Genomic DNA, 23,194 nt, shown 5'->3' with positions numbered 1-23,194 from the left:
ATGGTCAAGAACTATTGACTTGGGGCGGCTGGATCGCCAAGCGTCAAGCCCATGGGCACGATCGCATCCTCCAAACCCGGCAGTGACGAAGGCCAGCAACGCATCCTGCTGGCGGCGCGCGCGGCCTTTGCCACCCACGGGTTCGAAGGCGCGAAACTGCGGGCGATCAGTGCGGATGCCGGCGTGCTGCACACCGCCATGCTCTATCATTTCCCCTCCAAGGACGCGTTGTGGCGCGCGGTGATGGCCGATCTGTTCGAAGCCGTGGAGGCGCGCCTTGCCGCCGAAGCCGCGCGCCTTGCCGATGCGCCGCCACCGCAAGTGGCCCGCGCGTTGGTGCGCGCCTTCGTGGCGTTCAGTGCCGGGTGCCCGGAATTGCACCGGATCATGACCGGGGAAGGCCGCAGCGACACCGATCGCCTGGCCTGGCTGGTCGACAACTACAGCAGCCGGTTGTTTGCCGGCGTGCAGGCCCTGGCACCGGTGGCCAGCCCGCTGCTGCGTGATCCCATCCAGCTTTATTATGCCATCATCGGCCTGTCGGCATCGGTGTTCACCCTGGCGCCCGAATATCGCCGGCTGTCTGGCCGCGACCCCTTTGCGCCTGACGAAGTCGCCGCCACGGCCGATCTGGTGGAACAACTGGTGTTCGGGCCCAACGACGCGCCCGACCAGTCGGGCTAAGCCGTCATCAACGATGCAATTGGGCGATCAGAATATTGGCTGTTCCGGTAAGGCTTATGGTCAGCAAAGCGATCGCTCGCGGGCGATCATCGCGGCGTGGGTGCGGTTGCGGGCGCCAAGTTTCCGGCAGATCAGCTTGACGTGCAATTTGATGGTGGGTTCGCGCAGGCCCAGATCGCGGGCGATCTCCTTGTTGGCGTGGCCGGCACACAGTCCGGTCAACACTTCGCGCTCCCGCGGGGACAAAACATTGTCTGATCCTGCCGCTGCCGGTGTTGGTCGCGCCAGATCGAGCGGTACATAGGTTTCGCCGGCCGCCATGAAGCGGATGGCATTGACCACCGATCGGGCCGGCAGCGTCTTGGGCAGATAGCCGGCCGCACCGCACGCCAGCACCTTTTCGGGAACGCCCGCTGGGGCCAGGCCAGACATGAGGGCCACCGGCGTGCCGGCCGCAGCGGCAATCGCTGTCTCCAGCCCGGCAAAGCCGTTCATGCCGGGCATGGCATAATCCAGCAACACCAGATCAAAGGCTGGCCCGGCCGCGATGGCCGCCAGCGCCTGCGGCAGATCAGCAACGGTGGTGACGGCAAATCCGCTTTCCGCCTCCAGATACGACCGCAGCACATCGCGCAACAGATCGTGGTCGTCGGCGATGAGAATGCGCATCAAGCAGTCCTTTTGCGGGCAGCCGCCATGGCGGTGCGAGCGGCCGCCACCAGATTATCCAGACTCGCCGGTTTGCCCAGCACGGCGTCGAACAATTCGGCTTCGCCGGCACGGCGCTGGTGGGCGCGCGGCAACGCCGACAGTAGCATCAGCGGCAGATCGGCCCGCACTTCGCGCAGTTTCCTGGCCAGCGCAGCGCCGTTCATGCCCGGCATGTCGTAATCGGTGATGACCAGGCTCCAGGCATCGGGATCTTCCCGCACCGCCGCCAGCGCGTCGGCTGGATCCAGGCACGGGCCCGGTTCCGCGCCCGCCTGTTCCAGCATGGCGACCAAGGTGTCGACCACGGCCGGATTGTCGTCAACCACCAGAACCGCCTTGCCCGCCAGCAGCTCGGCATCAGCAGTGGTGTCGATGGCCAGGCGATCGGGGGTCTGCGCCGCCGACTGCAACGGCCACCAGACTTCGAACACAGCGCCGGCCCCCGGTTGGCTGGATAGCGCAATCGCGCCGCCGGCATCCACCACGATGCCGGCCACTACCGCGAGCCCAAGGCCGGTGCCGGCATCGCCCTTGCGCGTGTAATAAGGCTCGAACACCTGGGCCAGATGTTCGGGTGCAATGCCGCAGCCGGTGTCACTCACCCGGATCAGGGCCGCCGGGCCGTCCGGCACTTGCCCGACCAGCACCGTACCAGCCGGTGCATGATCCTCGGCCGCCATCATGGCAAGGCTGATGCGCCCCGCGCGCCCCACCGGCAACGCATCGCGGGCATTGAGCGCGAGGTTGAGGATGACCTGCATGACCTCGGTCGCATCGGCGCGGGCCAGCACCGGGGCCGGCGGCACCTCCAGATTGATGCGGTGCAAAGCGTCGGCCAGGCTGGGCGCCACCAGATCGCGCACGCTCGACAATATGGCGCGCAGATCGACGGTCTTCAGATCGGGCGCGCGGCGGCCCAGCGCCAGCAGCTTGTCGACCAGCCCGGTGGCGGTGGCAGCCGCCGATTGAATGCGCAGCGCGTGGCGCCGCACCTCGGTATCCTCGATGCGCTCCAGCAGGCTGGCGGTGCCGACAATGGCCGCAATCAGATTGTTGAAATCATGGGCGATACCGCTGGCCAGTTGCCCCACGGCCTCCTGCCGCTGGGCCAGCATCAACTGTTCGCGCAGACGCGCCTTTTCCCGCTCCAGCGCCAGGCGTTCGCCAATGCCGCGTGTCACGCACACGATGCCGCCGTCTGCCGACAGTGACAGGCTGACCTCCTGGTCGACCTCGCTGCCGTCAAGCTGGCGGCCCTGCAGTTCGCCGCGCCACCGGCCGGTTTGCGCCAGCATCGGCATGGCGACATCGGCAATTATCCGCGCATTGGTATCGTCATAAAGCACGGACCATGGCTTGCCGATCAACGTGTCCGCGCTGTCGTGGCCGAACATCGCGGCATGCGCGCGGTTCATGAACATGAAATTGCCGTCTGCATCGGTCACGGCGATGCCGTCGTCGGAGGCCTCGATGGCCGCGATCTGCTGTGCCAAACGGGCTTCGGTGGCGGCGCGCTGTGCCTCCAGCGCCTTGCGGGCCGAAACGTCGCGGATGATGGCGGCAAAGCCTTCCGGATCGCCTTCGCCTTCGGCTGGCCACATGCCCAGCGACAACTCGATCGGAATCTCCTCGCCGGATCGGCAGACGGCAGGCACCTCGACCGTCTTGCCGACCAGTTTGGTGGGGCCGCGTGCGCGCAAGCGAGCCATGCCCATATCGTGGCCGTGGCGATGGCGATCCGGGATGATCATGTGCATGGGTTGGCCCAGCACTTCATCGGCCCGCCAGCCGAACATGGTCTCGGCGGCGCGATTCCAGTGGATGATCCGGCTGTGCGGATCGGAACACACAAAGGCATCGGTGGTGGTTTGTGCGATCAATTGCGAAATGCGCTGATCCTGCCGCAGACGCGCCGATTCCAGAAACGCCATCACTTGCCCGGCTTTCAGCCGCAACGCCTGCGCATCACGCGCGGAAAATCCCGTCCGCGGCTTGCTGTCGATCACGCACAGCGTACCGATGCACTGCCCCCCGGCCGTGATCAGCGGCGCTCCCGCATAAAAACGGATGAAGGGCGCGCCCAGCACCAGCGGATTGGCCGCAAAACGCGGATCCGCCGTCGCGTCGGGCACCACCATGATTTCATAAGATGCAATGGCATGCGCGCAAAAGCTGTCGGCGCGGGGGGTTTCGCAGGCATCAAGGCCATAGCGCGATTTGAACCACTGCCGCTGCTCGTCCACCAGGCTGACCAGGGCGATTTCGGCATCGAAGCGGTCGGCCGCCAGCCGCGTGATGACATCCAGCGATGGTTCGGCCGGCGTGTCGAGCACCGCCAGCGCCCGCAGTGCCGCGATACGCTGCGGCTCATCGGGCAGTTGGGGCGGTCGGGCCGGGTTGGTGACGGTTATCATGGCAGGCTCTTTGGCAGCAGCATGCGCCGTGATGCGCAGGCGGGTCGCGCGCGCGCAAGCCCACCAGAAGGAGGCTGCGCACTATACTTTGGTATGGTCGCGCTGTCGTGTTGAAGGGTCAAGTGCCCCGAATGGCAGCGGGCGTCCGCCCGAATGGGTCGCGGCGCCATCCCACGGCAGGGGCAAGCCATACCCCCGCGTCCGCGACACGAAAGATTTAACCCGCCATTAACCTCCTCAGCCCCGGCACAGTGCCGGACGGCCCAAACCACTGTCACAAAGGGACTATATCATGATGAACAAGATGCTCGCCGGCGTTGCCGCCCTGATCGCCGTTGCCGCTGCCGGTACGGCCAATGCCGCCACTGCCGATGCCGGCGCCGGCGCCAAGATCATTGCGCCGCTGGAAATCAGCCGCACCGCCGATCTGTATTTCGGCACCATCGCGCCGTCGACGACGGTTGCCGACAAGGTGGCCGTGGCCGCCGACGGTGCCCGCCTGTGCGGCCCGGCGCTGACCTGCCTGACCAGCGACCACACCGCCGCCGCCTTTGCCGTGACCGGTGAAGCCGAAGCGTTCTACACCATCTCGCTGCCGGAAGAGATCAAGATCGTGAACGGCAACGGCACCGCCATGCGCGTTGCCGCCTTCAGCGGTTCGAAGGCCAAGGGTCAGTTGCTGAACGGCGAAGACAGCTTCACCGTTGGCGGCACGCTCGAAGTCGCCGCCCGCCAGGAAGCCGGCCAGTACAAGGGCAGCTTCACCGTCGCGGTCGAGTACCAGTAAAAGCTCCGTGGCAGGGGGGAACGGCCCCCGGCGTGCTGCCCCTGTGGCGGCCGCCGGCGGCCCGACCCCCCTTTCACGCACCCACCAGACCAACCCCTGCCATCCGAAGGTCTGCATCCCATGACGAATTTCCTGCGCGCTGCCGTGCTGGCGGCGCTGGCGACGGCTGCCCCCGCCGCCGCCGAACTGCTGGTGGCGCCCACGCGCGTCATCCTCACCCCCACAACCCGCACTGCCGAACTGGTGTTGGTCAACAAGGGCACCGAAGCGGCAGCGTTTCGCCTCGCGCTCGAAAACCGCCGCATGCGCAGCGACGGCGGCCTGGAAGCCGCTGCCGACACCCGCCCGGACGAAAAATTTGCCGCCGACAAGCTGCGCTTTTCCCCGCGCCAACTGGTGCTGGAACCTGGCGCCCGCCAGGTCGTGCGCATCATGGCGGCTGCCGGCGCCGATCTGCCGCAGGGCGAATATCGCAGCCATCTGCGCCTGATGTCCGCCCCGATCAGCGCCGGCCGCACGCAGGTCGCTGCGCCGGGTGCCGGCGCCAGTGCGGCCCCCGGCGCCGACAACAGCCTGTCGATCGAGCTGATTGCCATCCGCTCCATCACCATCCCGGTGATCCTGCGCGTCGGCAAACTCGATGCCAGCGTTGCGGTCGATGGCGCCAGCCTGGCCCAGGACGCCAGCAATCAGTTGGTCGTGAAGCTGACCCGGCAAGGCACACGTTCGACCTATGGGGACATCAGCCTGACCGTGGACGGCGAAAAGCAACCGGCGTGGCTGGTGCGCGGCGTGGCGATTTACACGCCCAACACCAGCCGCGACGTGATCCTGCCGCTGCCGCCCGAAACCCGCGCCAAACTGGCCGGGAAGCGGGTGCGGATCGCCTATGTCTCCACCGACGGCGCCGAACCGGCGCTGGCCGGCACCGTGCTGGCCAGCCTGACCGCCGCGCTCTGACACCAGGGATAACCGATGCGCCGCCGCCTGCCTGCCGGTGGGCGGTGGCTGGTCGCGTTTGCGGCGATGGCCCTCGTTGCCACCGCCGCCTCTGCTGCCCCACCTGCACCTGCCCCTGCGCAGGCGGAAACCGGCCTGTTCGATGCATTGTTCGGTGCCGATGCCGCCGCCGAACGCGCTGGCCAGGCCAGCGACGGTCTGGCCCTGCCGGGGCTGTTTGCCGATGGCCAACGCCTGGCTGATGCCTTGCCGCTGCACGATCTCGGGCCCGGCGCGGGGGCCTGCGTGGCCATCGTGCCACTGCTCGATGCGCTGGAGCTTGCCCATCAGCCGGCATCCGATGGCGCCATTGCCGTTACGCTGCCGCAGCCCAGCCGCACCGTCATGCTGCCGGCGGCCGCGCTGTTGGCCAGCCCCAACGGGCCGTGCCTGCCCCTGGCCACCGCGTCGTCACTGCTGCCGTTCGCGCTCAGCCATGATCCCGAAAGCCAGCGCCTGCTGCTCAACGCCCAGGCACCGCTGCCGGTGCTGATGCGATTGGCGCGCGCCGAGCGCCAGGCCCGGCTGCGCCCCGAAACCAACCGCCCTGCCTTCGCGCTGCAACCGCGCCAGCCCGCGCTGGCGCGGCTGTGGAGCGCCGATCTCGCCATCGGGGCGGTCCAGGCGGGCGCCGGCAGCGATGCGTCGGCCAGCCTGCTGGCCAGCGGCGAACTGCTTGGCCTTGGAGTGCGCACCAATCTGGGCCTCGGCAGCCGCAGCGGCATCACCGGCGGGGTCACTGTGTCCGAAGCCCGCGACACGCCCGATCTGCTGGGGCCACTGCACGCCCGCAGCGTGGCAGCCGGTGATATCGGCAGCCCGGCCCAACCGTTGATCGCCGATGCCCTGGCCGGGCGCGGGTTGATCATCTCGTCCCGGCCGCCCTGGCGCGCCGATCTGGTGGATGCGATCGATCTGTCCGGCCCGCTCCCCGCCGGCTGGGAGGCCGAACTCTGGCACGAAGACCGGTTGGTCGCCGTCACCCGCACGGCGGACCCGGCGGGCAACTGGCGCTTTGCCGGTCTCCCGATGCGCGTCGGCGAAAATCGCTGGCTGGTGCGCCTCTATGGTCCGCATGGCGAAAGCAGCGAGCAAGCCTTCACGCGGCTGGTCGGTACCGAGATGAATGCCGAAAACGAAGTGGATTATGCCATCGGCTTCATCGACGGCGGCATGCCGTTGTTTGGCGCAGCGCCCACGCGCGTGGCCAGCGGTGCGGCCGCCTTCGGCACGCTGGGCTGGGGCCTCGCCCCAGCGCTCACCGCCCGGCTGGATGTGCGCGCGCCCACGGCCGGCAGCCCGGCATTGGCGCTCGGCCTGCACGGCGCCCATGGCGGTGGCCTGTGGGCGGCAACGATGGCGCGTGACAGCCCGGGCGGCTGGGCAGGTGCGGTGCGGCTGGCGCGGCGGCTGGGATCACAGGATCTGGTGATCGATCTCGCCAGCCACGGCCGCGATGCGGGCCCGGCACAGCCGCCGCTGGTGCGCGAATTTGCAAATCTTGCCGCCATCAATGGCCAGGGCCGGGTCGCGCTGGGCCGGCTCAGCCTGCCGTGGCAGGTGCGCCTGCAATCGGCCATGCGGCGCGGCGGCGACCCCCATCAAAGCGCCGCGCTGCGGCTGGCACTGCCGCTCGCCCGCTGGCAGGCCAATGCAGCCATGGCTTTGGTGCGCCAGGGCCAGAGCGGCGAGACGGGCGCCGGCTGGCAAGGCAATGCGGCCCTGGGCGTCAGCGCCGGCTGGGGCAAATTGCGCCTGCGCGGCGGTGTCGATGCGGTGTTGGCAAGGGGCTGGCGCATCGGCGGCGCCACGCTCAGCGCCGCGCGCAGCAGCGCCGATGGCGCGATCAGTCTGGATCTGGGCTGGCAGACCGCCACCCGCCGGTTGAATGCCGGCATGTCGGTCAATCGCCGCATCGGCGCGTTCGGTCTGTCGGCCGGGGCTGCGCGCGGTGCGGATGGCTGGCGCATCGGCCTGGGGCTGGTGGTCGGCCTGTGGCAGGGCGCTGGCCGGTGGCACATGGCGCCTGCGGGGCTGGCCCGCAGCGGCGCGGTGCTCGCCGACATGTTCATCGATGACGATGGCGATGGCGAGCGCGACGCCAACGAACCCGGAGTGCCCGGGGGCCGGTTCATCGTCGGCAACGCGCTGCGCGGCGAAACCACCGGCGATGATGGCCGCGTACTGCTGCGCGGGTTGCCGGCCGGGCCCATGGTGGACGTGGAAACCCAACTGGCATCGCTTCCGGATTTCAACCTGCGCCCGGCGCGCGCCGGCGATCGCCTGGGCCTGCGGCCTGGTGAAGTGCGAACCCTGTCGATCCCGGTCAATCCCACGGGAAGCATAGAGGCGCAGGTGCTGCTGGTCGCTGGCGACACAAGAACGCCGCGATCGGGCATTCCTGTCTCCCTGCATGACAAGCACGGCAAGGAAGCCGCCCGCGGTGTCACCGATTTCGATGGCTATGTGCTGTTTGACGGCCTTGCCCTGGACACATGGCGCGTCGAGGCCGCCGGCCAATCCACGACCGGCCTCCGGCTGTCCCGAACAGACCCCGACAGACAAGCCAGCATCCTGATATCGTCACCAAGGCCTTGAACACGCACCAGCATCGGGGCCTGCCCATTCGGAGCAGCCTTGCGCAATGCTGGTCGGCAGGTTTTGAATGGTGCGCCCGGAACGATTCGAACGTCCGACCCTCAGATTCGTAGTCTGATGCTCTATCCAGCTGAGCTACGGGCGCACTGTGGAGGCGGCTCTTAGCGGCGGCGGCCAGCCATTGCAACCTCTTCCTTGCCGCTTTAGGCACAAACGATGTTGCTGCGCCCCCAACTGCTGTTGCCCCTGCTGATGCCCGTGGTCGCCGCCCTGTTGGCGGGCTGCGGTTCGCGGCGGACGGATTGGCCGACGCTGGCGCCGCGCGCCGGTGAGGTGACCACCATGGTGCCGCGCAATGTGGCTGGCGGCTGTGCCACCGCGGCCGATTGTGCGCCGCCGCCGGCGCCGATCCCGGCCGGCGTGGCCGTGGCGATGCCGCCGCCCGAGGTGGTGCCCAGCCTGGCAGCCGCGCAGGCCGAATTGGCCGCCATCGCCGCCGAGATCGATGCGGTCGAGGCGGTCGTTGGTCCGGCACGGGCAACCTTGGCCACCGCGCGGCCGGCGGCCGGCGGCAGCGCCGATGACAGCGCGGCAACCTCCCGTGCCGAGGCGGCGCAATCCGGGCTTTCGGCCGCACTGACGCCCCTGGCCGGTGCAGCGTTCCGGCTGCAGGCGCTCGATCTGGCCACCGCGACGGCGCCCGAACGCGCGGCCTATGCCGATCAGCTTGCGGCGCTGTCCAGCCGCATTGCTGCGCTGCAGGATCAATAAAGCCCCACCGCCTGCCGCGTCGCCAGCGCCACCAGATCGGCCGCAACCGTCGCAATGATGGTCAGTTGCACATCATCGATCACCGCCTGCTCGGGCGGCGCCGTCGAAATCGCGAACAGGCAATCGCCATCGAATATCGTGTGCACCGGCCGCACCGCGCGCGCGAGCCCGGATTGCGCCACCATCGCCACCCGCAGCGCCTGGGCGCGGCTGAGCGGGGCATTGGTGGCCACCGCGCCAATCACCGTGTTTTGCCGGCCAAAGCCGCGGTTTGCGCTCAATTTCGGCATCGCCACCGGGCCAGCGTCGGGCGGCGCCCCGGCATAGACTTCACCGAAACTGTTGGCGGCAATCAAGGCCCCCACCATCACGCCGTTGCCAAGATCGCGCGCCACGCTGCCGATGCCACCGGCGCGGCTGCCCGATCGCGCGCCATGGCCGGCACCGATCGCGCCATGGCCATCGCTGCCTGGTTGGCCAATATTTGCAAAGGCTTCGTGCGTCAGCCGGCGATAAGGCGGGTCCATCCCCCACGTCTTGTCACCGCCATTGCCCAGATCGAACAGGATCGCGGCGGGCACCACCGGCACCGGCGGTACGCCGGCGCCCATCGGCAGGCCGTGCCCGGCCGCGCTCAGCAGCAGTGCCAGTTCATCGCCCGCCGCCAGCCCGAACACCGAACCGCCGGCCAGCGCCAGGCCATGGACGCGCGTTACCAGATTGATCGGGTTCAACGCATCGGTCTCGCGGGTGCCCGGCCCGCCGCCGCGCACTTCGACGGCCATCACGACCGGCGCTGTCGGCACGATCAGGGTCACACCGGTGCGGGCCACCAGGCAGTGCGCGTGGCCGACGCGGATGCCCGGCACGGCGCTGATGCCGGGAGGAGAAGGAGCAGGACCAGTCATACGCCGCAACCATCGGCCGCAGCGCGCCCACTTGCAACCAATGGCTGAGGGGCGCAGTTATGATGGGGTACAAAGTTCAAGGATCGTGATGGCCGCCCCCGCAATTGCGCATGTGAACCGCATCGGCACCGCGCTGCCGCCTAACGACGTGCATGAAGCATTTGTCGATTTCGTCGGCACCATGATCAAGGAACGCCGCGATCAACTGATCTTCCGCCGGCTGGTCGGCCGGTCCGCAATCGATCACCGCTGGAGCTATTTCACGCCGGTGAAAGACCCTGATGGCTTCACCGCCGATGCCGAAGGCTTCTACCGCCCCGGCGGCTTTCCCGGCACGGCCCAGCGCATGGCGCGCTTCGAAGCGACCGCGCCCGATCTTGCCGAACAGGCGATCGCCGGCCTCGGCCTGTCCGCTGCAGAACTGCAGGGCATCACCCACCTTGTCGTCACCAGTTGCACCGGCATGGTCGCGCCCGGCCTCGATCAGATCCTCGTCCAGCGGCTTGGCCTGCATCCCGGTGTGGAGCGCACGCATGTCGGCTTCATGGGCTGCTATGCTGCCGTCAACAGCCTTCGCCTGGCCCATCATTTCGTGCGTTCCGATCCGGCCGCGCGCGTGCTGGTGGTGAATATCGAATTGTGCACGCTGCATTTTCAGGAAACCGGCAATCTGGAAAGCCTGCTTGCGATGCTGTTGTTCGGCGATGGCTGCTCGGCGGCGCTGGTCAGTGCCGACCCACAGGGCCTTGCGCTCGTCGATTTCCGCGCGACCACCGTTGCCGATTCGGCCGACGCCATCACCTGGCGAATTGGCGATCAGGGCTATGACATGCATCTGTCGGGCCAGGTGCCGCCGTTGCTGCAGCGCGCGCTGGCTGGCCCGGCCGGCACCGATCTGCTGCGCGGACAGTCTCCGGATGATTATGGCGTGTGGGCGGTGCACGGCGGCGGCCGTGCCATCCTGGATGCGGTCGAAACCGGGCTTGGCCTGGGGCAGGGGGCGCTCAATTGGTCGCGCGATGTGCTGCGCGAATGCGGCAACATGAGCAGCGCGACGGTGATGTTCGTGCTGCAACGCATCATGGCCGGCATCGGCACCGCGGTGCCACGCGGCACGCCGGGCTTTGCGGTGGCGTTCGGGCCGGGGCTGGCGGCCGAAAGCTTCCGCTTCACGGCGGTCGGATGAACAAGCCTTTCGTGGTGCCGGCGGCCTGGCCGCGTGCGCCGCTGGATTTCAGCCGCCGTGCCGATCTGCCCGAGGTGATGGACGAGGCGCATCTCGATCCCGGCATTTACGCTGCGGTGATTGCCGATCTGGCGCGGGTGAACAGTATCACGATGGCGCGGCCGCCAACGCTGGCCTGGCTGAAGCGGCAAACGGCGGGGCTGGAACGCTTTTCGGTGCTCGATGTCGGCTTTGGCCATGGCGACATGCTGCGCGCCATCGCGGCCTGGGCACAATCGGCCGGCAAGCAGGCGCGGCTGGTCGGCGTCGATCTCAATCCGCGTTCGGCGCCCGTGGCACGCGCCGCCACCGCTCCGGCGCTGAACATCGATTATCGCACCGGCCCGGCCGATGGCATCGAATTTCAACCGGATTTCATCATCTCCAGCCTGGTGGCGCATCATATGGACGATGTTGAGTTGGTCGGCTTCATCAAGTGGATGGAGGGCGTGTCGCGGCGTGGCTGGCTGATCAACGATCTGCATCGGCACCCCATCGCCTGGGCCGGGTTCCGCGCGCTGGCGGCGTTGCTGCGCTGGCATCCGATCGTGGCCCATGATGGTGCATTGTCGGTGCGCCGTGCCTTCACCCGCGCCGAGTTGCGGGCGCTGCTGGATCGGGCCGGCGTGCAGGCGCGGGTACGCTGGCATGTGCCGTTCCGCTATACGGTGGCGTCGTGTCCCACCCGCTGAAGCAACCGCTAATCATCGGCGGCGGGCTGGCCGGCACCGCGGCGGCCATTGATCTGGCCCGTGCCGGACACGCGCCGCTGCTGTTGGAACGCGAAACCGCGCCACACGACAAGATTTGCGGCGAATTTCTGAGCGGGGAGGCCGTGGCGGCGCTGGTCGCCTTGGGGGTCGATCCCATTGCCCATGGCGCAGTGCCCATCACCCGCGTGCAGATCAACGCCGGCCCCCGCAGCGTCACCACCAGTCTGCCATTCCCGGCCCTCAGCCTGACCCGCCGGGTGCTCGATGATGCCTTGCTGGACCGCGCCGCCATGGTGGGCGTCGCCGTGCAGCGCGGCACCGCGTTGCGCAGCCTGTCCGCCGCCACCGTCCACACCACTGCCGGCGACATCAAGGCCACCACGCTGCTGATTGCCAGTGGCAAGCATGACATCCGCGGCCTGCCGCGCCCGCCGGGGCCGGACCAGATCGGCTTCAAGATGTATCTGCGCAGCGCGCGGTTGAGCCGCGCATTGGCCAACACCGTGGCCGTCACCTTCTTCGATGGCGGCTATGCCGGGCTGCAACCGGTGGAGGGCGGCCGGCTCAATCTGTGCCTGCTGGTCGATGGCGCACAATATCGCAGTCTCGGCGATTGGCCTGCGCTGTGGGCGCGGCTGGTCCGCGAGCCCGGCTTGGCGGCGCTCGCCGATGCCGAACAAGTGCTCGCCCGGCCGCTGGCGATCAGTCGTGTGCCCTACGGCCATCTCGTGCCCATCGCACCCGATGGCCATTGGCGGCTGGGCGATCAGGCGGCCGTGATCCCCAGCTTCTGCGGCGACGGCATGGGCATCGCGCTCACCTCAGGGCGGCTGGCCGCCGAAATGCTGAGCGCCGGTGCCACCGCCAATGCCTATCAGCGCGCGCTGTTCGCCCGCACCCGCCGGCCGGTGCGCCTTGCCATGACCGCGCTCGGCCTTGCCCGCCACCCGGCCGGGCGCTGGGCGGCGATGGCCGGGCTCGGCGCTGTCCCCGGCGCGCTGGCGCTGCTCGCCCGCGCCACCCGCGTGGCGGACCCGGGCCAGAAGCCCCGGGGTCTTGCGCCAGCCTGACGCGCAGGCCACAGCGCCCCCATGCAACAACTGCCGATCTTCATGACGCTCACCGGCCGCCCGGTCATCCTGGTTGGTGAAGGCGAACCCGCTGACGCCAAGGCGCGGCTGATTCTGGCGGCCGGCGGCGTGATCGTCGGCGAAGATGCACCCGAAGCCGCTATCGCCTTCGTCGCGCTGGAGGATGACGACGACGCCCGCGCCGCCGCCACCCGCCTGCGCGCGCGCGGCCTGCTGGTGAATGTCGTGGACAAGCCGGCGCTCTCGGATTTCCTGATGGGCGCCATCATCGATCGTTCGCCGGTGCTGGTCTCGGTCTCCACCGGCGGCGCCTCGGCCAGCCTGTCGCGGGCCTTGCGCACAAGGCTGGAGGCGCTGCTGCCCGCCAGCCTGGGGCCGGTTGCCGCCGCCATCCGCGCGTCGCGCGAGGTGGTCAATGCCCGCCACAAGACGCCATCCGACCGCCGCCGCCTGTGGGAACGCGCGCTGGCCGAATTTGCGCCGCTCGATCCGTTCGCGGCGCTGCCCGATCCTGACACTGCCGTGGCGCAGGTGATCGCCGGCGACTCTGCCGCCACGCCGCAACTTGCCACCATCCACGTCACCAGCCCGGATCCCGGCGAGCTGACGCTGAACCAGCTCAACCGCCTCGCGCGCTGCGACGTGCTGGTCGCGGATGGCGCCATCCCCCCCGCCATCATCGACCGCGCCAGACGGGATGCCATGCGGCTGGACGCGGTCCCCGATCCGCTGCCGCTCGGCCTGACTGTGCTCTTGAAGGGCCGGGAATAGGGGCCTCAGGCGGGCAGGGCCACCTATCCCGTCCAGCCGACATGGTCTGTCCTACACAGCCAAATGCTGTCATCATGGCGTTGTCCAGGGGTCTTTTCCAGGTGGGATTGCCGGCGGCTGCGTGCACCGAAACCCACATAATTCGTCAGAACTGGCAAAACCGAAGCGTTGAAAGCGGCTGCGCGCCACAGCCGCCGAACAGCGAAATCATCACCGCAATCACGGCTTGCCCCGCCGCCCGTGCCAAGCGAGATTGGCGGCGAAAGGGGCCCCCGCCATGATCGAAGCCTGTCGCCAGCGCCTGGGTGAACTGCATGTCCGCACCGCCGAAACGCCGCTGTTCAATCCGGTGTTCCAGCTCGGCCTGGAAATCTCGCGCCAGCTCGAAAAGGGCGAGATCACGCTCGCCGGCCTCGCCGAAGCCATCGCCGAACTCGGCCGCGATGGCCTGCAGGCGCGCGCCGATCGGCTGGCGCGATTGATCGGGCCACTGGCGGAAGATGAAAATATCGCCGAATTCCGCGCCCGGGTGACAGCATCGGCGCAAGGCCAGGCTTTCGCCAGCTTCGCCGCCCGCTGGTCGCAGCCGCTGCTGCATGTCGTGTTCACCGCGCACCCGACCTTCCTGATGACGCCCGCCGAGTATGCCGCCATCGCCGATGCCGCCGTGACCGGCACCGAAGTGGCCATCGCCCCCCAGCCCGACCGGCCATCCCCGAGCCTGGCCGACGAACATGCCGAAGCCATGGCCGCCATCACCCGCGCCGCCGCCGCCCGCGACCGGCTGCACGCCGTGCTTCTGGACGTTGCCGCCGCGCATTATCCCGATGACTGGCAGAGCCTTACCCCGTGTCTGTTCCGGCTGGCGACCTGGGTCGGTTATGACATGGACGGTCGCACCGACATCGGCTGGGCGACCAGTCTGCGCTTCCGGCTGGAGGAGAAAGCCCGCCGATTGGCGCTGTTTGCCGACACCGCAGCCGCCGTCGGCGAAGCGGACCTGGCTGACCAGCTCCGCCGCGCCGGCATCCATGCTGCTGCGATGGCCGCGCTGCTGGCGGGCGACACCGAAACGCCGGCCGCGCTGTCCGCCATCGCCAACCGGATCACTGCGCCGCATCCCGACAGCCTCACCAGCCTGTCCGGCGCCATCGCCCATTTGCGCGCCGCCGCCGCTGCACTGCCCACCGATCAAGCTCAGCCCATGCTGGTGCTCGCTGCCGCCATGGCCGCCGATGGCCTTGGCATGGGCGCCATCCATTTCCGGGTGAACGCCGCGCAACTGCACAATGCCATTCGCCGCCGCATCGATCCGGATGGCAGCCTCGATATGGCCAGCGGCCAGGCGCTGATCCGGCTGCGCAAACTGCTGGACGATGTGCAGCCGCTGCGCAGCAATTTCGCGGCGCTGGCCGTCGAAAGCACCACCGCCGTGCGCCAGTTCCTCGCCATAGCCGCCATTCTGCGCCACATCGATGCCGACACGCCTATCCGCCTGCTGATCGCCGAGTGTGAACAGCCGCAGACGGTGCTGTCCGCCCTCTATTTCGCGAAGGCGTTCGGCATCGATGAAAAGGTCGATGTTTCGCCGCTGTTCGAAACCGAAACCGCGCTCGAACATGGCGGGCGTTTCCTCGATGCGCTGCTCGCCGAGCCAGCCTATGTGGCCCACGCCCGCCGCCGCGGCCGGGTGGCAATCCAGACCGGCTTTTCTGATGCCGGGCGCTTTGTCGGCCAGATACCGGCAGCGCTGGCCATCGAGCGGCTGCAGTTCCGCCTGGCCCGCGCCATGGCCAGCCACGGCCTGTCCGATGTCGCCGCGCTGATCTTCAACACCCATGGCGAATCCATGGGCCGCGGTGCGCATCCGGTGGATTTTGCCGATCGCCTGTCCTGGCCGCTCAGCCGCTGGGTGCGCAGCCAGTTCGACCGCGCCGGCATCCGCATCGAGGCCGAAGCCAGCTTCCAAGGCGGTGACGGCTTCCTGTTCTTCGGCCATGACGCGCTGGCGCTTGCCACGCTGGCGCGCATCGCTGCCCTGTGGCCCGGCCTTTCCGACGGTGAGCAGGACGATTTCTACACTCGCACTGATCTCAGCCTCGATTATTACCGGATGATCCGCCAGCATCAGCGCCGGCTGTTCGAAACCCGCCCCTATGCCCGCGCCATCACCGCCTTCGGTCTGGGCCTGCTCCCGGTCACCGGATCGCGGCGGCTGAAGCGCCAATCGGATATCGGCAGCGACCGTGAAGCGAATTTGCGCCAGATCCGCGCCATCCCGCACAATGCCGTGCTGCAGCAATTGGGCTATCCGGCCAACGTGCTGGCCGGCGTCGGCACCGCGGCCGGCGAAGCCCGCGAGGCACTGGCGGCCCTGCTCAGCGGTTCGCCGCGCGGTCGGCAAATCCTCGGCCTGGTTGGCGCATCCAACGCGCTGGCCAGCATCAAGACGCTCGCCGCCTATGGGGAACTGTTCAACAGCGCCTATTGGGCAACGCGCCCCTATCGCGGCACCGAGGATCATCTGGCCCGGCCCTGCCTGGCGCTGGCCGAACGGCTGGTGGAGGACGACCGGTCCGGCCAGTTCCGCCGCCTCGCCTCGCAATTACGGGTGGACAATATCAAGCTGCGCCAGATGCTTGCGCATGTCCCGCCTGAACCGGTCGATCCCGCTGCCGATGCCACCCGTCGCACCCTGGGCGTGCTCCACGCGCTGCGCCTTGCCCTGATGCAGCATCTGTTCCTGCGTGCGGTGGACATGCCGGCCTTTTCACGCAGCAACGATATCAGCCGCGATGATGTGCTGGACATGATCCTGTCGCTGCGTACCGACGAGGCACTGGCCCAATTGCGCCGCGCATTCCCGGTAACGGCGCCCGACCTGGCCGATTACAGCATGGACGAACCGAGCGACTGGCCCGATGGCGACCCGCAAGCCTATGCCGGCATCCAGCGCCGTTTCATCGGCCCGATCGCGGATGCGGCGAAACTATTGCCGCTGATCGGCATCGCGATTGCCAATCATTTTGGCGCGTTCGGCTGATCCCTTTCCAGCCTGGCCGCATAGAGCGCCATGCGGTTGCGCACTGGGGCCTCGCTGCCCGTGTTGGCCGGCAGGCCCAACTTGGGCAAGCTGGTGCGGGCTGCCACGCTGCCCTGTTCCGGCGCGGCGGCAATCGCCCGCAGAATGGCCGCGCGCTGATCAGCCGGGATGCGCGCCTTCAGTTCGGCCGCGACCAGCGCCGGCAGGTGGGATTGCAACGGTTCGGTGTCGTAAAGATCGGGCACGGCAGCGATCAGCAACAGATTGCGGGCGCGCTGGGTGAGGTCAGGCTCGGCCGCGCCCGGCCAGGAGGCGATCTGGCGCTGGACCCGCGCCAACGCGCTGGCTGTTGCGGCATCGGGCGCGTCCGTTGTCATTGGTGCAATGGCGCCGGCCGGTGCCGCGGCGATGGCCAGATCGGCGCGTGGCGGCGGCGGGCCGGGCCGATGCCAGACCAGCGCCGACAGGCCGATCCAGGCGGAAAACATCAGCGCATAGGGCCAGCGTCGCGGCCACAGCCAGGCGACAACCAGCGTCGCTGCCGCGGTGCCGGCCAGCGCGAACAGCGCCGAACTTGCCGCGCGGGTGCCGGTACCGGTCAGTGCGGTCTGGATCGCCGTGCTGGCCCATTGCGCCGGCAACAGCACCAGCAGCCAGGCCGGCAAATACGCGGCCGAAACCAGGATCGCTGCTTCACCGGAAACCACGAACAGCGCCATCAGCCAGCCCTTGCCCGCCATCGCCCGGGCAAACAACGTGCCCCGCGCGGCAAAGCTGATGCTGGCGATAACCACGGCCAGCCCCGTGGAAAATGGGTGCGGCAAGGCCGGCATGCCCAGCCCACGCGCCACCTGGATCAGGCCCACCCCGGTGAGCAGCGCCAGGATCACGCCGATCCACAGCCGCCCTGCGGTGGCCGCTGCGATCATGCCCATGCCCATCAGGCCCACCGCCAGGATCGGCCCACCCACCAGGGCCAGCGGTGCCGGCGCCGGCACATCGCGCAGCGCGAGCATGGCCGCAACGGGCAGCACGAGGCCGGCCAATATCACGGCCAGCCAGGCCAGCCGAGGCGCATTGGGAGCGGTGCTCTTTTTCATCGGCCGCACCTTGGGCGAACCCCTCGGCCCTGTCGAGCCGCCGCCATCAATGGCAGCCGCCGGCGGCAAAAGTCGCGATGATCGGGCAGGGGCCGGCAGCAGTGCCGGTACATTCGTGCAGCAGGCCGGACAACAAGCCACGGGCGGCAGCCAATTCGGCCATTTCGGCATCGAGCGCTGCCAGCCGCGCCCGGGTGATCGCCTGCACACGGGTGCGATCGTCGCTGGCATCCAGTTCGGTCAGCTCGGCAATTTCCTTCAGGCTGAAACCGGCGCGTTGGGCGGCACGAATGAAGCGCAGGCGCTGCACATCGTCATCGTCATAATGGCGCACGGCGCCGCTGCTGGCGGGAACCGGCATCAAGCCCTTGCGTTGGTAAAAGCGCACCGTTTCCACGCCAACGCCGGCGCTGGCGGCAAGGCGGGCAATGGTCAGGGCGGTCATGGCTTGACTCCGTATCGTGGTACGGAGGCTATACCGCGGCGACTCGCTGATTGCAAAGGACGTGTCCGATGGATGCCCAACTGCCCCGCACGGCCCGCCTGGTGCGCATGGCGCTGCCCGATCATGTCTGCCCGTGGGGGCTGCGCGCCCGCCATCTGCTGCAATCCAAGGGCTATGAATTCGAGGATGTGCTGCTGACCAGCCGCGAAGCCACCGACGCCTTCAAGGACGAGCATGGCGTGAAGACCACGCCACAGGTCTGGATCGCCGGGCAGCGCGTGGGCGGCCATGATGATCTGCGCCGCTGGCTGGGGTTGAAAGTGCATGATCCCAAGGCGCTTACGTATCGCCCGGTGATCGCACTGTTTGCAATGGCCGCGGCAATTGCGCTGGCGATCAGCATGGCGGCGTTCGGCACGCCGTTCACCGGCCAGGCGGCCATCTGGTTCATCGCCACCGCCATGTGTTTGCTGGCCTTCCTGAAGCTGAAGGACATCGAAGGCTTCGTCACCGGCTTTGTCGGCTATGATCTGCTGGCGCGCGCCTGGCTGCCTTATGCCTATGTCTATGCCTGGGCCGAAGCCGCCGCCGGCGTGCTGATGCTGTCTGGCCAACTCGTGTGGCTGGCGTCTGCCATCGCGCTGTTCATCGGCGGCGTCGGGGCCGTATCGGTGATCAAGTCGGTCTATATCGACAAACGCGAACTGACCTGCGCCTGTGTCGGCGCTGGCAGCAACGTGCCCTTGGGCTTTGTGTCGCTCTTGGAAAATCTGATGATGCTGGGCATGGCAGTGTTCATGTTGATGATGCGATACGCCTGATGATGAAGAAATTTGCCCTGCTGCTGCTGGCGCCCATGGTGCTTGTGTGCCTGCTTGCACCGACGCCGGTGGTTGCCGCCACCTATGAATTGCTGGTCGAACGCCGGCAGATGGAGGTCGTGCCTGGCCGCACCGACAGCGTGATTGCCATCAACGGCAGCGTGCCCGGCCCGATCCTGCGGTTCAAGGAAGGTGAAGAGGCCATCGTCAAGGTCACCAACCGGCTGAGCGCCACCACCTCGATCCATTGGCATGGCCTGCTGGTCGATGGGCCGTTCGATGGCGCGCCCGGCTTCAACGGCTTCATGGGGATCGCGCCTGGCGAGACCTACACCTACCGCATCAACGTGCGGCAGAGCGGCACTTACTGGTATCACGCCCACAGCGAAGGCCAGGAACAGGCCGGCCAATATGGCGCGCTGATCATCGCGCCCAAGGGCGAAGACCCGATCAAGTCGGATGCGGAGCATGTCATCCTGCTTTCGGACCACACGCGCGAGGACCCGGCGCGCATCCAGCGCAACCTGAAAAGCGACAGCGGCTATTACAACTGGAACAAGCGGACGTTTCCGGAACTGGTGCGCGACGCCGGCAAGTTCGGCATGAAGGCGACCATGGCGGAGCGTAAGGCCTGGGGCCAGATGCGCATGGACGCCACCGACATCGCCGATGTCACCGGCTATGCGCTGCTTGCCCACGGCAAGCCCACCGCCGCCAAGCCGGTGTTCGGCTTCACCCCCGGCCAGCGCGTGCGGCTGCGGCTGATCAACGGTAGCGCGATGAGCTTCATGGACGTGCGTATTCCGGGCCTGGCGATGACGGTGGTTGCCGCCGATGGCCGCCCGGTGCAGCCGGTGGTGGTTGATGAATTGCGCATGGGTGTCGCCGAAACATGGGATGTGATCGTGGAGCCGCACGCCGGCGCGCATGCCCTTTGGGTAGAAACGCTCGATCGCCGTGCCAGCGTGCTGGTCAACCTGACCAGCGATCCGGCGTTGTCGGTGAAGGCGCCGCCCTCGCGCCCGAAGCAGGTGCTGCTCTTGAGCGAGATGGGCCACAGCATGCCGGCGCCGGGCGAGGCCTGCAGCGCCGAGCATGCCGCCATGGGGCATTGCACAGTCGCGGGCGCCCCCACTGCTGCTGCACCAGCCGCCGGTCCGGACTGCCCGCCGGAACATGCTGCCATGGGCCATTGCACGCCCAAGGCGCCTGCCCCCGCGGCGGCCGCTGCTGATCCGGACTGCCCACCCGAACATGCTGCGATGGGCCACTGCACGCCCAAGGCCGCCGGCCCCAGCACCGGACCGCGCGTCGGCACTGCCGTGGCACTGGCCGAAAAGCCCGCTGCTGGCACCCCTTTCCCGGTGGTCGATTATGGCTATGGCCGCGATCCGATGGCCGGCATGGACCACAGTAATTTGCCGGGCATGAACATGCCGGTGCTGGGCAAGGAAGGCGACACCGATGGATCTGGCCGCGTCTTCGGCTGGGCCACTGGTGCGCCTTATGGCGCCCGCGTGCTGTCGATGCGCGATCTGGTGGCGCTGGAACCGCGCGCCGATGCCGCGCCGCCGACGCGTGAAATCATCGTGCGGCTGCAAGGCAATATGGAACGCTATATCTGGACGCTGAACGGCAAGAAATTCGGCGAAGGCCCGCCCATCGATGTGAAATTCGGGGAACGGGTGCGCGTCACCTTCATCAACGAAACCATGATGGCGCATCCGATGCACCTGCACGGCATGTTCTTTGAAGTGGAAAACGGCCAGGCACCCGGCCTGACTCCGGAGAAGAACGTCATCGTGGTGGCGCCCGGTCGCACCCAGTCGATCGTGCTGACTGCCGACGAAGCCGGCGAATGGCCGCTGCACTGCCACCTGCTCTATCACATGAACAGCGGCATGATGCAGAAGCTGGTGGTGGCCAATGTGATGGGGCCGGATGGCAAGCCCGGCCCGACCATGCAGCATTCGCACTGATGCGCGTGCTCTTGCTGGCGGCGCTGATGGCCGCCCCCGCCGCCGCGCAGGATATGCCCGGCCATGGGCATGACGGTGGCATCAACAACTTCACCCTGGTCGAAGAAGCCGACATCACCCGCTTCAACGGCAAGCTGGTCGCCAATTGGGAAGTGCAGGGCTGGATCGGCAGCGATCTCAACAAATTCTGGTGGCGCGCCGAAGGCGAAACCAAGGGCCCGCGGCTGGAGCAGAGCGAATTCCAGGCGCTCTACAGCCGCAACGTCGCCACCTTCTTCGATGCCCAGATCGGCCTGCGCCACGATATTGCGCCCGACGTCCGCACCTATGTCGCGGTCGGCGTGCAGGGTCTGGCGCCACTGTTTTTTGAAACCGAAGCCCATGCGTTTTTCGGCCTGGCCGGCGATGTGCTGTTCCGCCTGCGCCAGAGCTTTGATGTGCGCGTCAGCAACCGGGTTGTCGTGCAGCCGCTGGTCGAGCTCGATGTCTATGCCACCCGCGAACCTGAACGCCTGATCGCGCCCGGCCCCGCCATCGTCGAAACCGGCCTCGTCACCCGCTATGAAATCACCCGCCGCGTGGCGCCCTATGTTGCGCTGATGTTCGAACGCCGTCTCGGGGAATCCAGCCGCCTGGCCCGCGCCGCCGGCGAAAATCCCGGCGGTTGGTCGTTGCGCACCGGCGTGCGTTTCTGGTTGTGAAGCAACCACGTTAGGGGCTGGCTTGCCCCTTCGCGCTGCGAACCTATCGCACGGCCGCCACCACATCTGCAGCAAAGCGCGGCATGTCAAAGCCTTCGCCAACATGATCAAACCCGCGCCGCACGACGATCAGGCCGGTACCCGGAACGATCACTGCATATTGGCCGCGATTGCCGTTCATGGCGTAGGTACCTTCCGGCAGGCCGTTCATGCCGCTCCAGCGCCAGAAACCGGCGCCATAGCCTTCCGGGCGTCCAACCGGCTGCGTGGCATCGCCGCGCTCGACGAACGCTGCCCAATCGGGGGGTAGCAACTGCTCTGCGCCAGCCTTGCCGCCGTCCTGGTACAATAAGGCCAGCCGCGCCAGATCACGCGCCGTCATCCACACCTGGCTGGACAGTACGAAATCGCCGCGCCAGTCCGTTTCCGGCGTGGTGCGCGTCATGCCCGCTTTCCACAGCAATTCGGTGAACGGAAACGCCAGCGCCCCGCGCCGCAGCGTGCGCGACAGGCTGAGGGACGCCAGCATGATATCGTTGTTGCTGTAATTGAAATGTGTGCCGGGTTGATATTCCAGCGGCATCACCGCCGCCGTCTGCCGCACGGTGGCACCGCCCAGATAGACTTCATCGGTGCGGTTGCCCGGCGCGTCTGTCCACAGGCCGCTGTTCATGCGCAGCAACTGGTTCAGCGTGATGGCGGCGCGCGGATCGTCCGGCATGCGCCATTCCGGCACCAGCGCCGGCGCGTTCACATCCACCAGCCCCATCTGCACCGCGCGGCCGACCAGCGTCGCGGTCAGCGATTTCGCCACGCTCCAGGTGCGTTGCGGCGTGTGCATCGTCCACCCGTCGCGATAGCGTTCGGCAACGATCTTGCCATCCTTCAGCACGATTACCGCCGTGGTGCGGGCGCTGCGATAGGCCGGGGTGAAGGCGGCCTGCACCAGCCGGTCCAGTGCCGCCCGCTGCTTGCGATCCTTCAAGGGCTGCACGGCCTTGGCATCGCCCATCGGCCAGGCCAGCGCATCAGTCGCGGTCAGATCGGGCCGCGTCACCCCCGGCGCCAGTCGCGGCACCTTGGCGGCAGCATCGGCACTGGCCCCCACCGGCAGCTGCGCACAGCCCAGCAACGGCCGCCACACCGCAACCCGCGGCGGCAGGCTGTTCGAGAATGTAACCGATACGGTCCTCGCGTCCTCATCGATCCTGGCCGGCAGCGCCGGGATCAGCGGCTCGATCTCCTTGTAAATCCCGGTCAGATCATCGCGCGTGATCGCCGCTTCATCCTGCCCGGCATTCCACCGCCCCGAACATAGAAACGCCGCCTTGTACCCCGCCGCCAGCGCCAGACGGTGCGAATCGGCCGGCGCATCGGCCGCCATCACCGGCGCGGCCAGCAGCGCCACGGCCATCAGAAACTGCTTCATGCCA

Annotated in this window: 19 protein-coding genes and 1 tRNA gene; 13 read left to right on the top strand and 7 right to left on the bottom strand. The window is 67.9% G+C overall.

All coding sequences use genetic code 11. The features are described from left to right. Positions 1 to 51 precede the first annotated feature (51 nt). Positions 52 to 684 (top strand): TetR/AcrR family transcriptional regulator, encoded by a 633-nt coding sequence (locus ACTIEZ_RS13430; protein ID WP_439547193.1) that lies wholly within the window; start codon positions 52 to 54, stop codon positions 682 to 684. Positions 685 to 744: 60 nt separating this feature from the next. Here the strand turns inward: ACTIEZ_RS13430 and ACTIEZ_RS13425 are convergent, their stop codons facing one another. Both ACTIEZ_RS13425 and ACTIEZ_RS13420 read right to left on the bottom strand, forming a co-directional pair. Continuing rightward, the gene (locus tag ACTIEZ_RS13425) at positions 745 to 1,353 is read right to left on the bottom strand and encodes a response regulator transcription factor (RefSeq protein ID WP_439547192.1); all 609 of its coding nucleotides are present in this window, start codon (positions 1,351 to 1,353) and stop codon (positions 745 to 747) included. Next, positions 1,353 to 3,809 (bottom strand): hybrid sensor histidine kinase/response regulator, encoded by a 2,457-nt coding sequence (locus ACTIEZ_RS13420; RefSeq protein WP_439547191.1) that lies wholly within the window; start codon positions 3,807 to 3,809, stop codon positions 1,353 to 1,355. Before ACTIEZ_RS13420 ends, ACTIEZ_RS13425 begins: the two co-directional genes overlap by 1 nt. A 292-nt stretch (positions 3,810 to 4,101) precedes the next feature. On the opposite strand from ACTIEZ_RS13420, the gene ACTIEZ_RS13415 reads away from it, so the two are divergent. From ACTIEZ_RS13415 to ACTIEZ_RS13405, 3 genes are all read left to right on the top strand, one after another. Continuing rightward, entirely contained in the window at positions 4,102 to 4,596 is a 495-nt protein-coding gene (locus tag ACTIEZ_RS13415; protein ID WP_439547190.1) for a DUF4402 domain-containing protein, read from the top strand. Between the two features lie 120 nt (positions 4,597 to 4,716). Continuing rightward, complete coding sequence (locus ACTIEZ_RS13410) at positions 4,717 to 5,556, top strand: fimbrial biogenesis chaperone (RefSeq protein WP_439547189.1); 840 nt, start codon at positions 4,717 to 4,719, stop codon at positions 5,554 to 5,556. Positions 5,557 to 5,571: 15 nt separating this feature from the next. After that, positions 5,572 to 8,193: a hypothetical protein gene (locus ACTIEZ_RS13405; RefSeq protein WP_439547188.1), complete on the top strand. Its 2,622-nt coding sequence runs from the start codon at positions 5,572 to 5,574 to the stop codon at positions 8,191 to 8,193. Between the two features lie 68 nt (positions 8,194 to 8,261). Here the strand turns inward: ACTIEZ_RS13405 and ACTIEZ_RS13400 are convergent. Continuing rightward, positions 8,262 to 8,338 (bottom strand) — tRNA-Arg (locus tag ACTIEZ_RS13400). 71 nt (positions 8,339 to 8,409) lie between these two features. Here ACTIEZ_RS13400 and ACTIEZ_RS13395 point away from each other — a divergent pair. Further along, the gene (locus tag ACTIEZ_RS13395) at positions 8,410 to 8,964 is read left to right on the top strand and encodes a hypothetical protein (protein ID WP_439547187.1); all 555 of its coding nucleotides are present in this window, start codon (positions 8,410 to 8,412) and stop codon (positions 8,962 to 8,964) included. On the opposite strand, the gene ACTIEZ_RS13390 is transcribed toward ACTIEZ_RS13395, so the two are convergent. Then, positions 8,958 to 9,872 (bottom strand): P1 family peptidase, encoded by a 915-nt coding sequence (locus ACTIEZ_RS13390; protein ID WP_439547186.1) that lies wholly within the window; start codon positions 9,870 to 9,872, stop codon positions 8,958 to 8,960. The two genes, ACTIEZ_RS13395 and ACTIEZ_RS13390, sit on opposite strands and share 7 nt — an antisense overlap. A gap of 88 nt (positions 9,873 to 9,960) precedes the next feature. On the opposite strand from ACTIEZ_RS13390, the gene ACTIEZ_RS13385 reads away from it, so the two are divergent. The 5 genes from ACTIEZ_RS13385 (at position 9,961) to ACTIEZ_RS13365 (ending at position 16,715) form a co-directional block, all read left to right on the top strand. Further along, positions 9,961 to 11,058 carry a type III polyketide synthase gene (locus tag ACTIEZ_RS13385; protein ID WP_439547185.1) on the top strand — a complete coding sequence of 366 codons (1,098 nt, stop codon included), beginning with the start codon at positions 9,961 to 9,963 and terminating at the stop codon, positions 11,056 to 11,058. Further along, a complete protein-coding gene (locus ACTIEZ_RS13380; protein ID WP_439547184.1) occupies positions 11,055 to 11,789 on the top strand; it encodes a methyltransferase domain-containing protein in 735 nt (244 codons plus the stop codon). The genes ACTIEZ_RS13385 and ACTIEZ_RS13380 overlap by 4 nt, the downstream gene beginning before the upstream one ends. Then, positions 11,774 to 12,880: an NAD(P)/FAD-dependent oxidoreductase gene (locus ACTIEZ_RS13375; RefSeq protein ID WP_439547183.1), complete on the top strand. Its 1,107-nt coding sequence runs from the start codon at positions 11,774 to 11,776 to the stop codon at positions 12,878 to 12,880. Before ACTIEZ_RS13380 ends, ACTIEZ_RS13375 begins: the two co-directional genes overlap by 16 nt. A gap of 21 nt (positions 12,881 to 12,901) precedes the next feature. Further along, on the top strand, positions 12,902 to 13,672 hold the full coding sequence (locus ACTIEZ_RS13370) for an NAD(P)-dependent oxidoreductase (protein ID WP_439547182.1): 771 nt from the start codon (positions 12,902 to 12,904) through the stop codon (positions 13,670 to 13,672). Positions 13,673 to 13,949: 277 nt separating this feature from the next. Next, positions 13,950 to 16,715 carry a phosphoenolpyruvate carboxylase gene (locus ACTIEZ_RS13365; RefSeq protein WP_439547181.1) on the top strand — a complete coding sequence of 922 codons (2,766 nt, stop codon included), beginning with the start codon at positions 13,950 to 13,952 and terminating at the stop codon, positions 16,713 to 16,715. Here the strand turns inward: ACTIEZ_RS13365 and ACTIEZ_RS13360 are convergent. Both ACTIEZ_RS13360 and ACTIEZ_RS13355 read right to left on the bottom strand, forming a co-directional pair. Beyond that, entirely contained in the window at positions 16,694 to 17,815 is a 1,122-nt protein-coding gene (locus ACTIEZ_RS13360) for a hypothetical protein (protein WP_439547180.1), read from the bottom strand. The two genes, ACTIEZ_RS13365 and ACTIEZ_RS13360, sit on opposite strands and share 22 nt — an antisense overlap. 46 nt (positions 17,816 to 17,861) lie before the next feature. After that, positions 17,862 to 18,260 (bottom strand): MerR family transcriptional regulator, encoded by a 399-nt coding sequence (locus ACTIEZ_RS13355; protein ID WP_439547179.1) that lies wholly within the window; start codon positions 18,258 to 18,260, stop codon positions 17,862 to 17,864. Between the two features lie 68 nt (positions 18,261 to 18,328). On the opposite strand from ACTIEZ_RS13355, the gene ACTIEZ_RS13350 reads away from it, so the two are divergent. From ACTIEZ_RS13350 to ACTIEZ_RS13340, 3 genes are read left to right on the top strand one after another with little or no spacing between them, the layout of a single operon-like run. Next, positions 18,329 to 19,081: a MauE/DoxX family redox-associated membrane protein gene (locus ACTIEZ_RS13350; protein WP_439547178.1), complete on the top strand. Its 753-nt coding sequence runs from the start codon at positions 18,329 to 18,331 to the stop codon at positions 19,079 to 19,081. Beyond that, positions 19,081 to 21,060: a multicopper oxidase domain-containing protein gene (locus tag ACTIEZ_RS13345; protein WP_439547177.1), complete on the top strand. Its 1,980-nt coding sequence runs from the start codon at positions 19,081 to 19,083 to the stop codon at positions 21,058 to 21,060. Before ACTIEZ_RS13350 ends, ACTIEZ_RS13345 begins: the two co-directional genes overlap by 1 nt. Further along, positions 21,060 to 21,761 (top strand): copper resistance protein B, encoded by a 702-nt coding sequence (locus tag ACTIEZ_RS13340; RefSeq protein ID WP_439547176.1) that lies wholly within the window; start codon positions 21,060 to 21,062, stop codon positions 21,759 to 21,761. The genes ACTIEZ_RS13345 and ACTIEZ_RS13340 overlap by 1 nt, the downstream gene beginning before the upstream one ends. Before the next feature lie 43 nt (positions 21,762 to 21,804). Here the strand turns inward: ACTIEZ_RS13340 and ACTIEZ_RS13335 are convergent, their stop codons facing one another. Beyond that, a complete protein-coding gene (locus tag ACTIEZ_RS13335) occupies positions 21,805 to 23,190 on the bottom strand; it encodes a serine hydrolase domain-containing protein (RefSeq protein ID WP_439547175.1) in 1,386 nt (461 codons plus the stop codon). Positions 23,191 to 23,194 lie beyond the last annotated feature (4 nt).

This window comes from Sandarakinorhabdus sp., assembly GCF_051860625.1.
In the GTDB taxonomy this organism is placed as follows: Bacteria; Pseudomonadota; Alphaproteobacteria; order Sphingomonadales; family Sphingomonadaceae; genus Sandarakinorhabdus.
The sequence above is the reverse complement of the archived record's forward strand: the minus strand, read 5'-3'. Positions and strand labels throughout refer to the sequence as shown.

Excerpts from the sequence above, each read along its gene's own strand:
- ACTIEZ_RS13430 (WP_439547193.1), top strand. The coding sequence starts at position 52 with ATGGGCACGATCGCATCCTCCAAACCCGGCAGTGACGAAGGCCAGCAA.
- ACTIEZ_RS13425 (WP_439547192.1), bottom strand. The coding sequence starts at position 1,353 with ATGCGCATTCTCATCGCCGACGACCACGATCTGTTGCGCGATGTGCTG.
- ACTIEZ_RS13420 (WP_439547191.1), bottom strand. The coding sequence starts at position 3,809 with ATGATAACCGTCACCAACCCGGCCCGACCGCCCCAACTGCCCGATGAG.
- ACTIEZ_RS13415 (WP_439547190.1), top strand. The coding sequence starts at position 4,102 with ATGATGAACAAGATGCTCGCCGGCGTTGCCGCCCTGATCGCCGTTGCC.
- ACTIEZ_RS13410 (WP_439547189.1), top strand. The coding sequence starts at position 4,717 with ATGACGAATTTCCTGCGCGCTGCCGTGCTGGCGGCGCTGGCGACGGCT.
- ACTIEZ_RS13405 (WP_439547188.1), top strand. The coding sequence starts at position 5,572 with ATGCGCCGCCGCCTGCCTGCCGGTGGGCGGTGGCTGGTCGCGTTTGCG.
- ACTIEZ_RS13395 (WP_439547187.1), top strand. The coding sequence starts at position 8,410 with ATGTTGCTGCGCCCCCAACTGCTGTTGCCCCTGCTGATGCCCGTGGTC.
- ACTIEZ_RS13390 (WP_439547186.1), bottom strand. The coding sequence starts at position 9,872 with ATGACTGGTCCTGCTCCTTCTCCTCCCGGCATCAGCGCCGTGCCGGGC.
- ACTIEZ_RS13385 (WP_439547185.1), top strand. The coding sequence starts at position 9,961 with ATGGCCGCCCCCGCAATTGCGCATGTGAACCGCATCGGCACCGCGCTG.
- ACTIEZ_RS13380 (WP_439547184.1), top strand. The coding sequence starts at position 11,055 with ATGAACAAGCCTTTCGTGGTGCCGGCGGCCTGGCCGCGTGCGCCGCTG.
- ACTIEZ_RS13370 (WP_439547182.1), top strand. The coding sequence starts at position 12,902 with ATGCAACAACTGCCGATCTTCATGACGCTCACCGGCCGCCCGGTCATC.
- ACTIEZ_RS13365 (WP_439547181.1), top strand. The coding sequence starts at position 13,950 with ATGATCGAAGCCTGTCGCCAGCGCCTGGGTGAACTGCATGTCCGCACC.
- ACTIEZ_RS13360 (WP_439547180.1), bottom strand. The coding sequence starts at position 17,815 with ATGAAAAAGAGCACCGCTCCCAATGCGCCTCGGCTGGCCTGGCTGGCC.
- ACTIEZ_RS13355 (WP_439547179.1), bottom strand. The coding sequence starts at position 18,260 with ATGACCGCCCTGACCATTGCCCGCCTTGCCGCCAGCGCCGGCGTTGGC.
- ACTIEZ_RS13350 (WP_439547178.1), top strand. The coding sequence starts at position 18,329 with ATGGATGCCCAACTGCCCCGCACGGCCCGCCTGGTGCGCATGGCGCTG.
- ACTIEZ_RS13345 (WP_439547177.1), top strand. The coding sequence starts at position 19,081 with ATGATGAAGAAATTTGCCCTGCTGCTGCTGGCGCCCATGGTGCTTGTG.
- ACTIEZ_RS13340 (WP_439547176.1), top strand. The coding sequence starts at position 21,060 with ATGCGCGTGCTCTTGCTGGCGGCGCTGATGGCCGCCCCCGCCGCCGCG.
- ACTIEZ_RS13335 (WP_439547175.1), bottom strand. The coding sequence starts at position 23,190 with ATGAAGCAGTTTCTGATGGCCGTGGCGCTGCTGGCCGCGCCGGTGATG.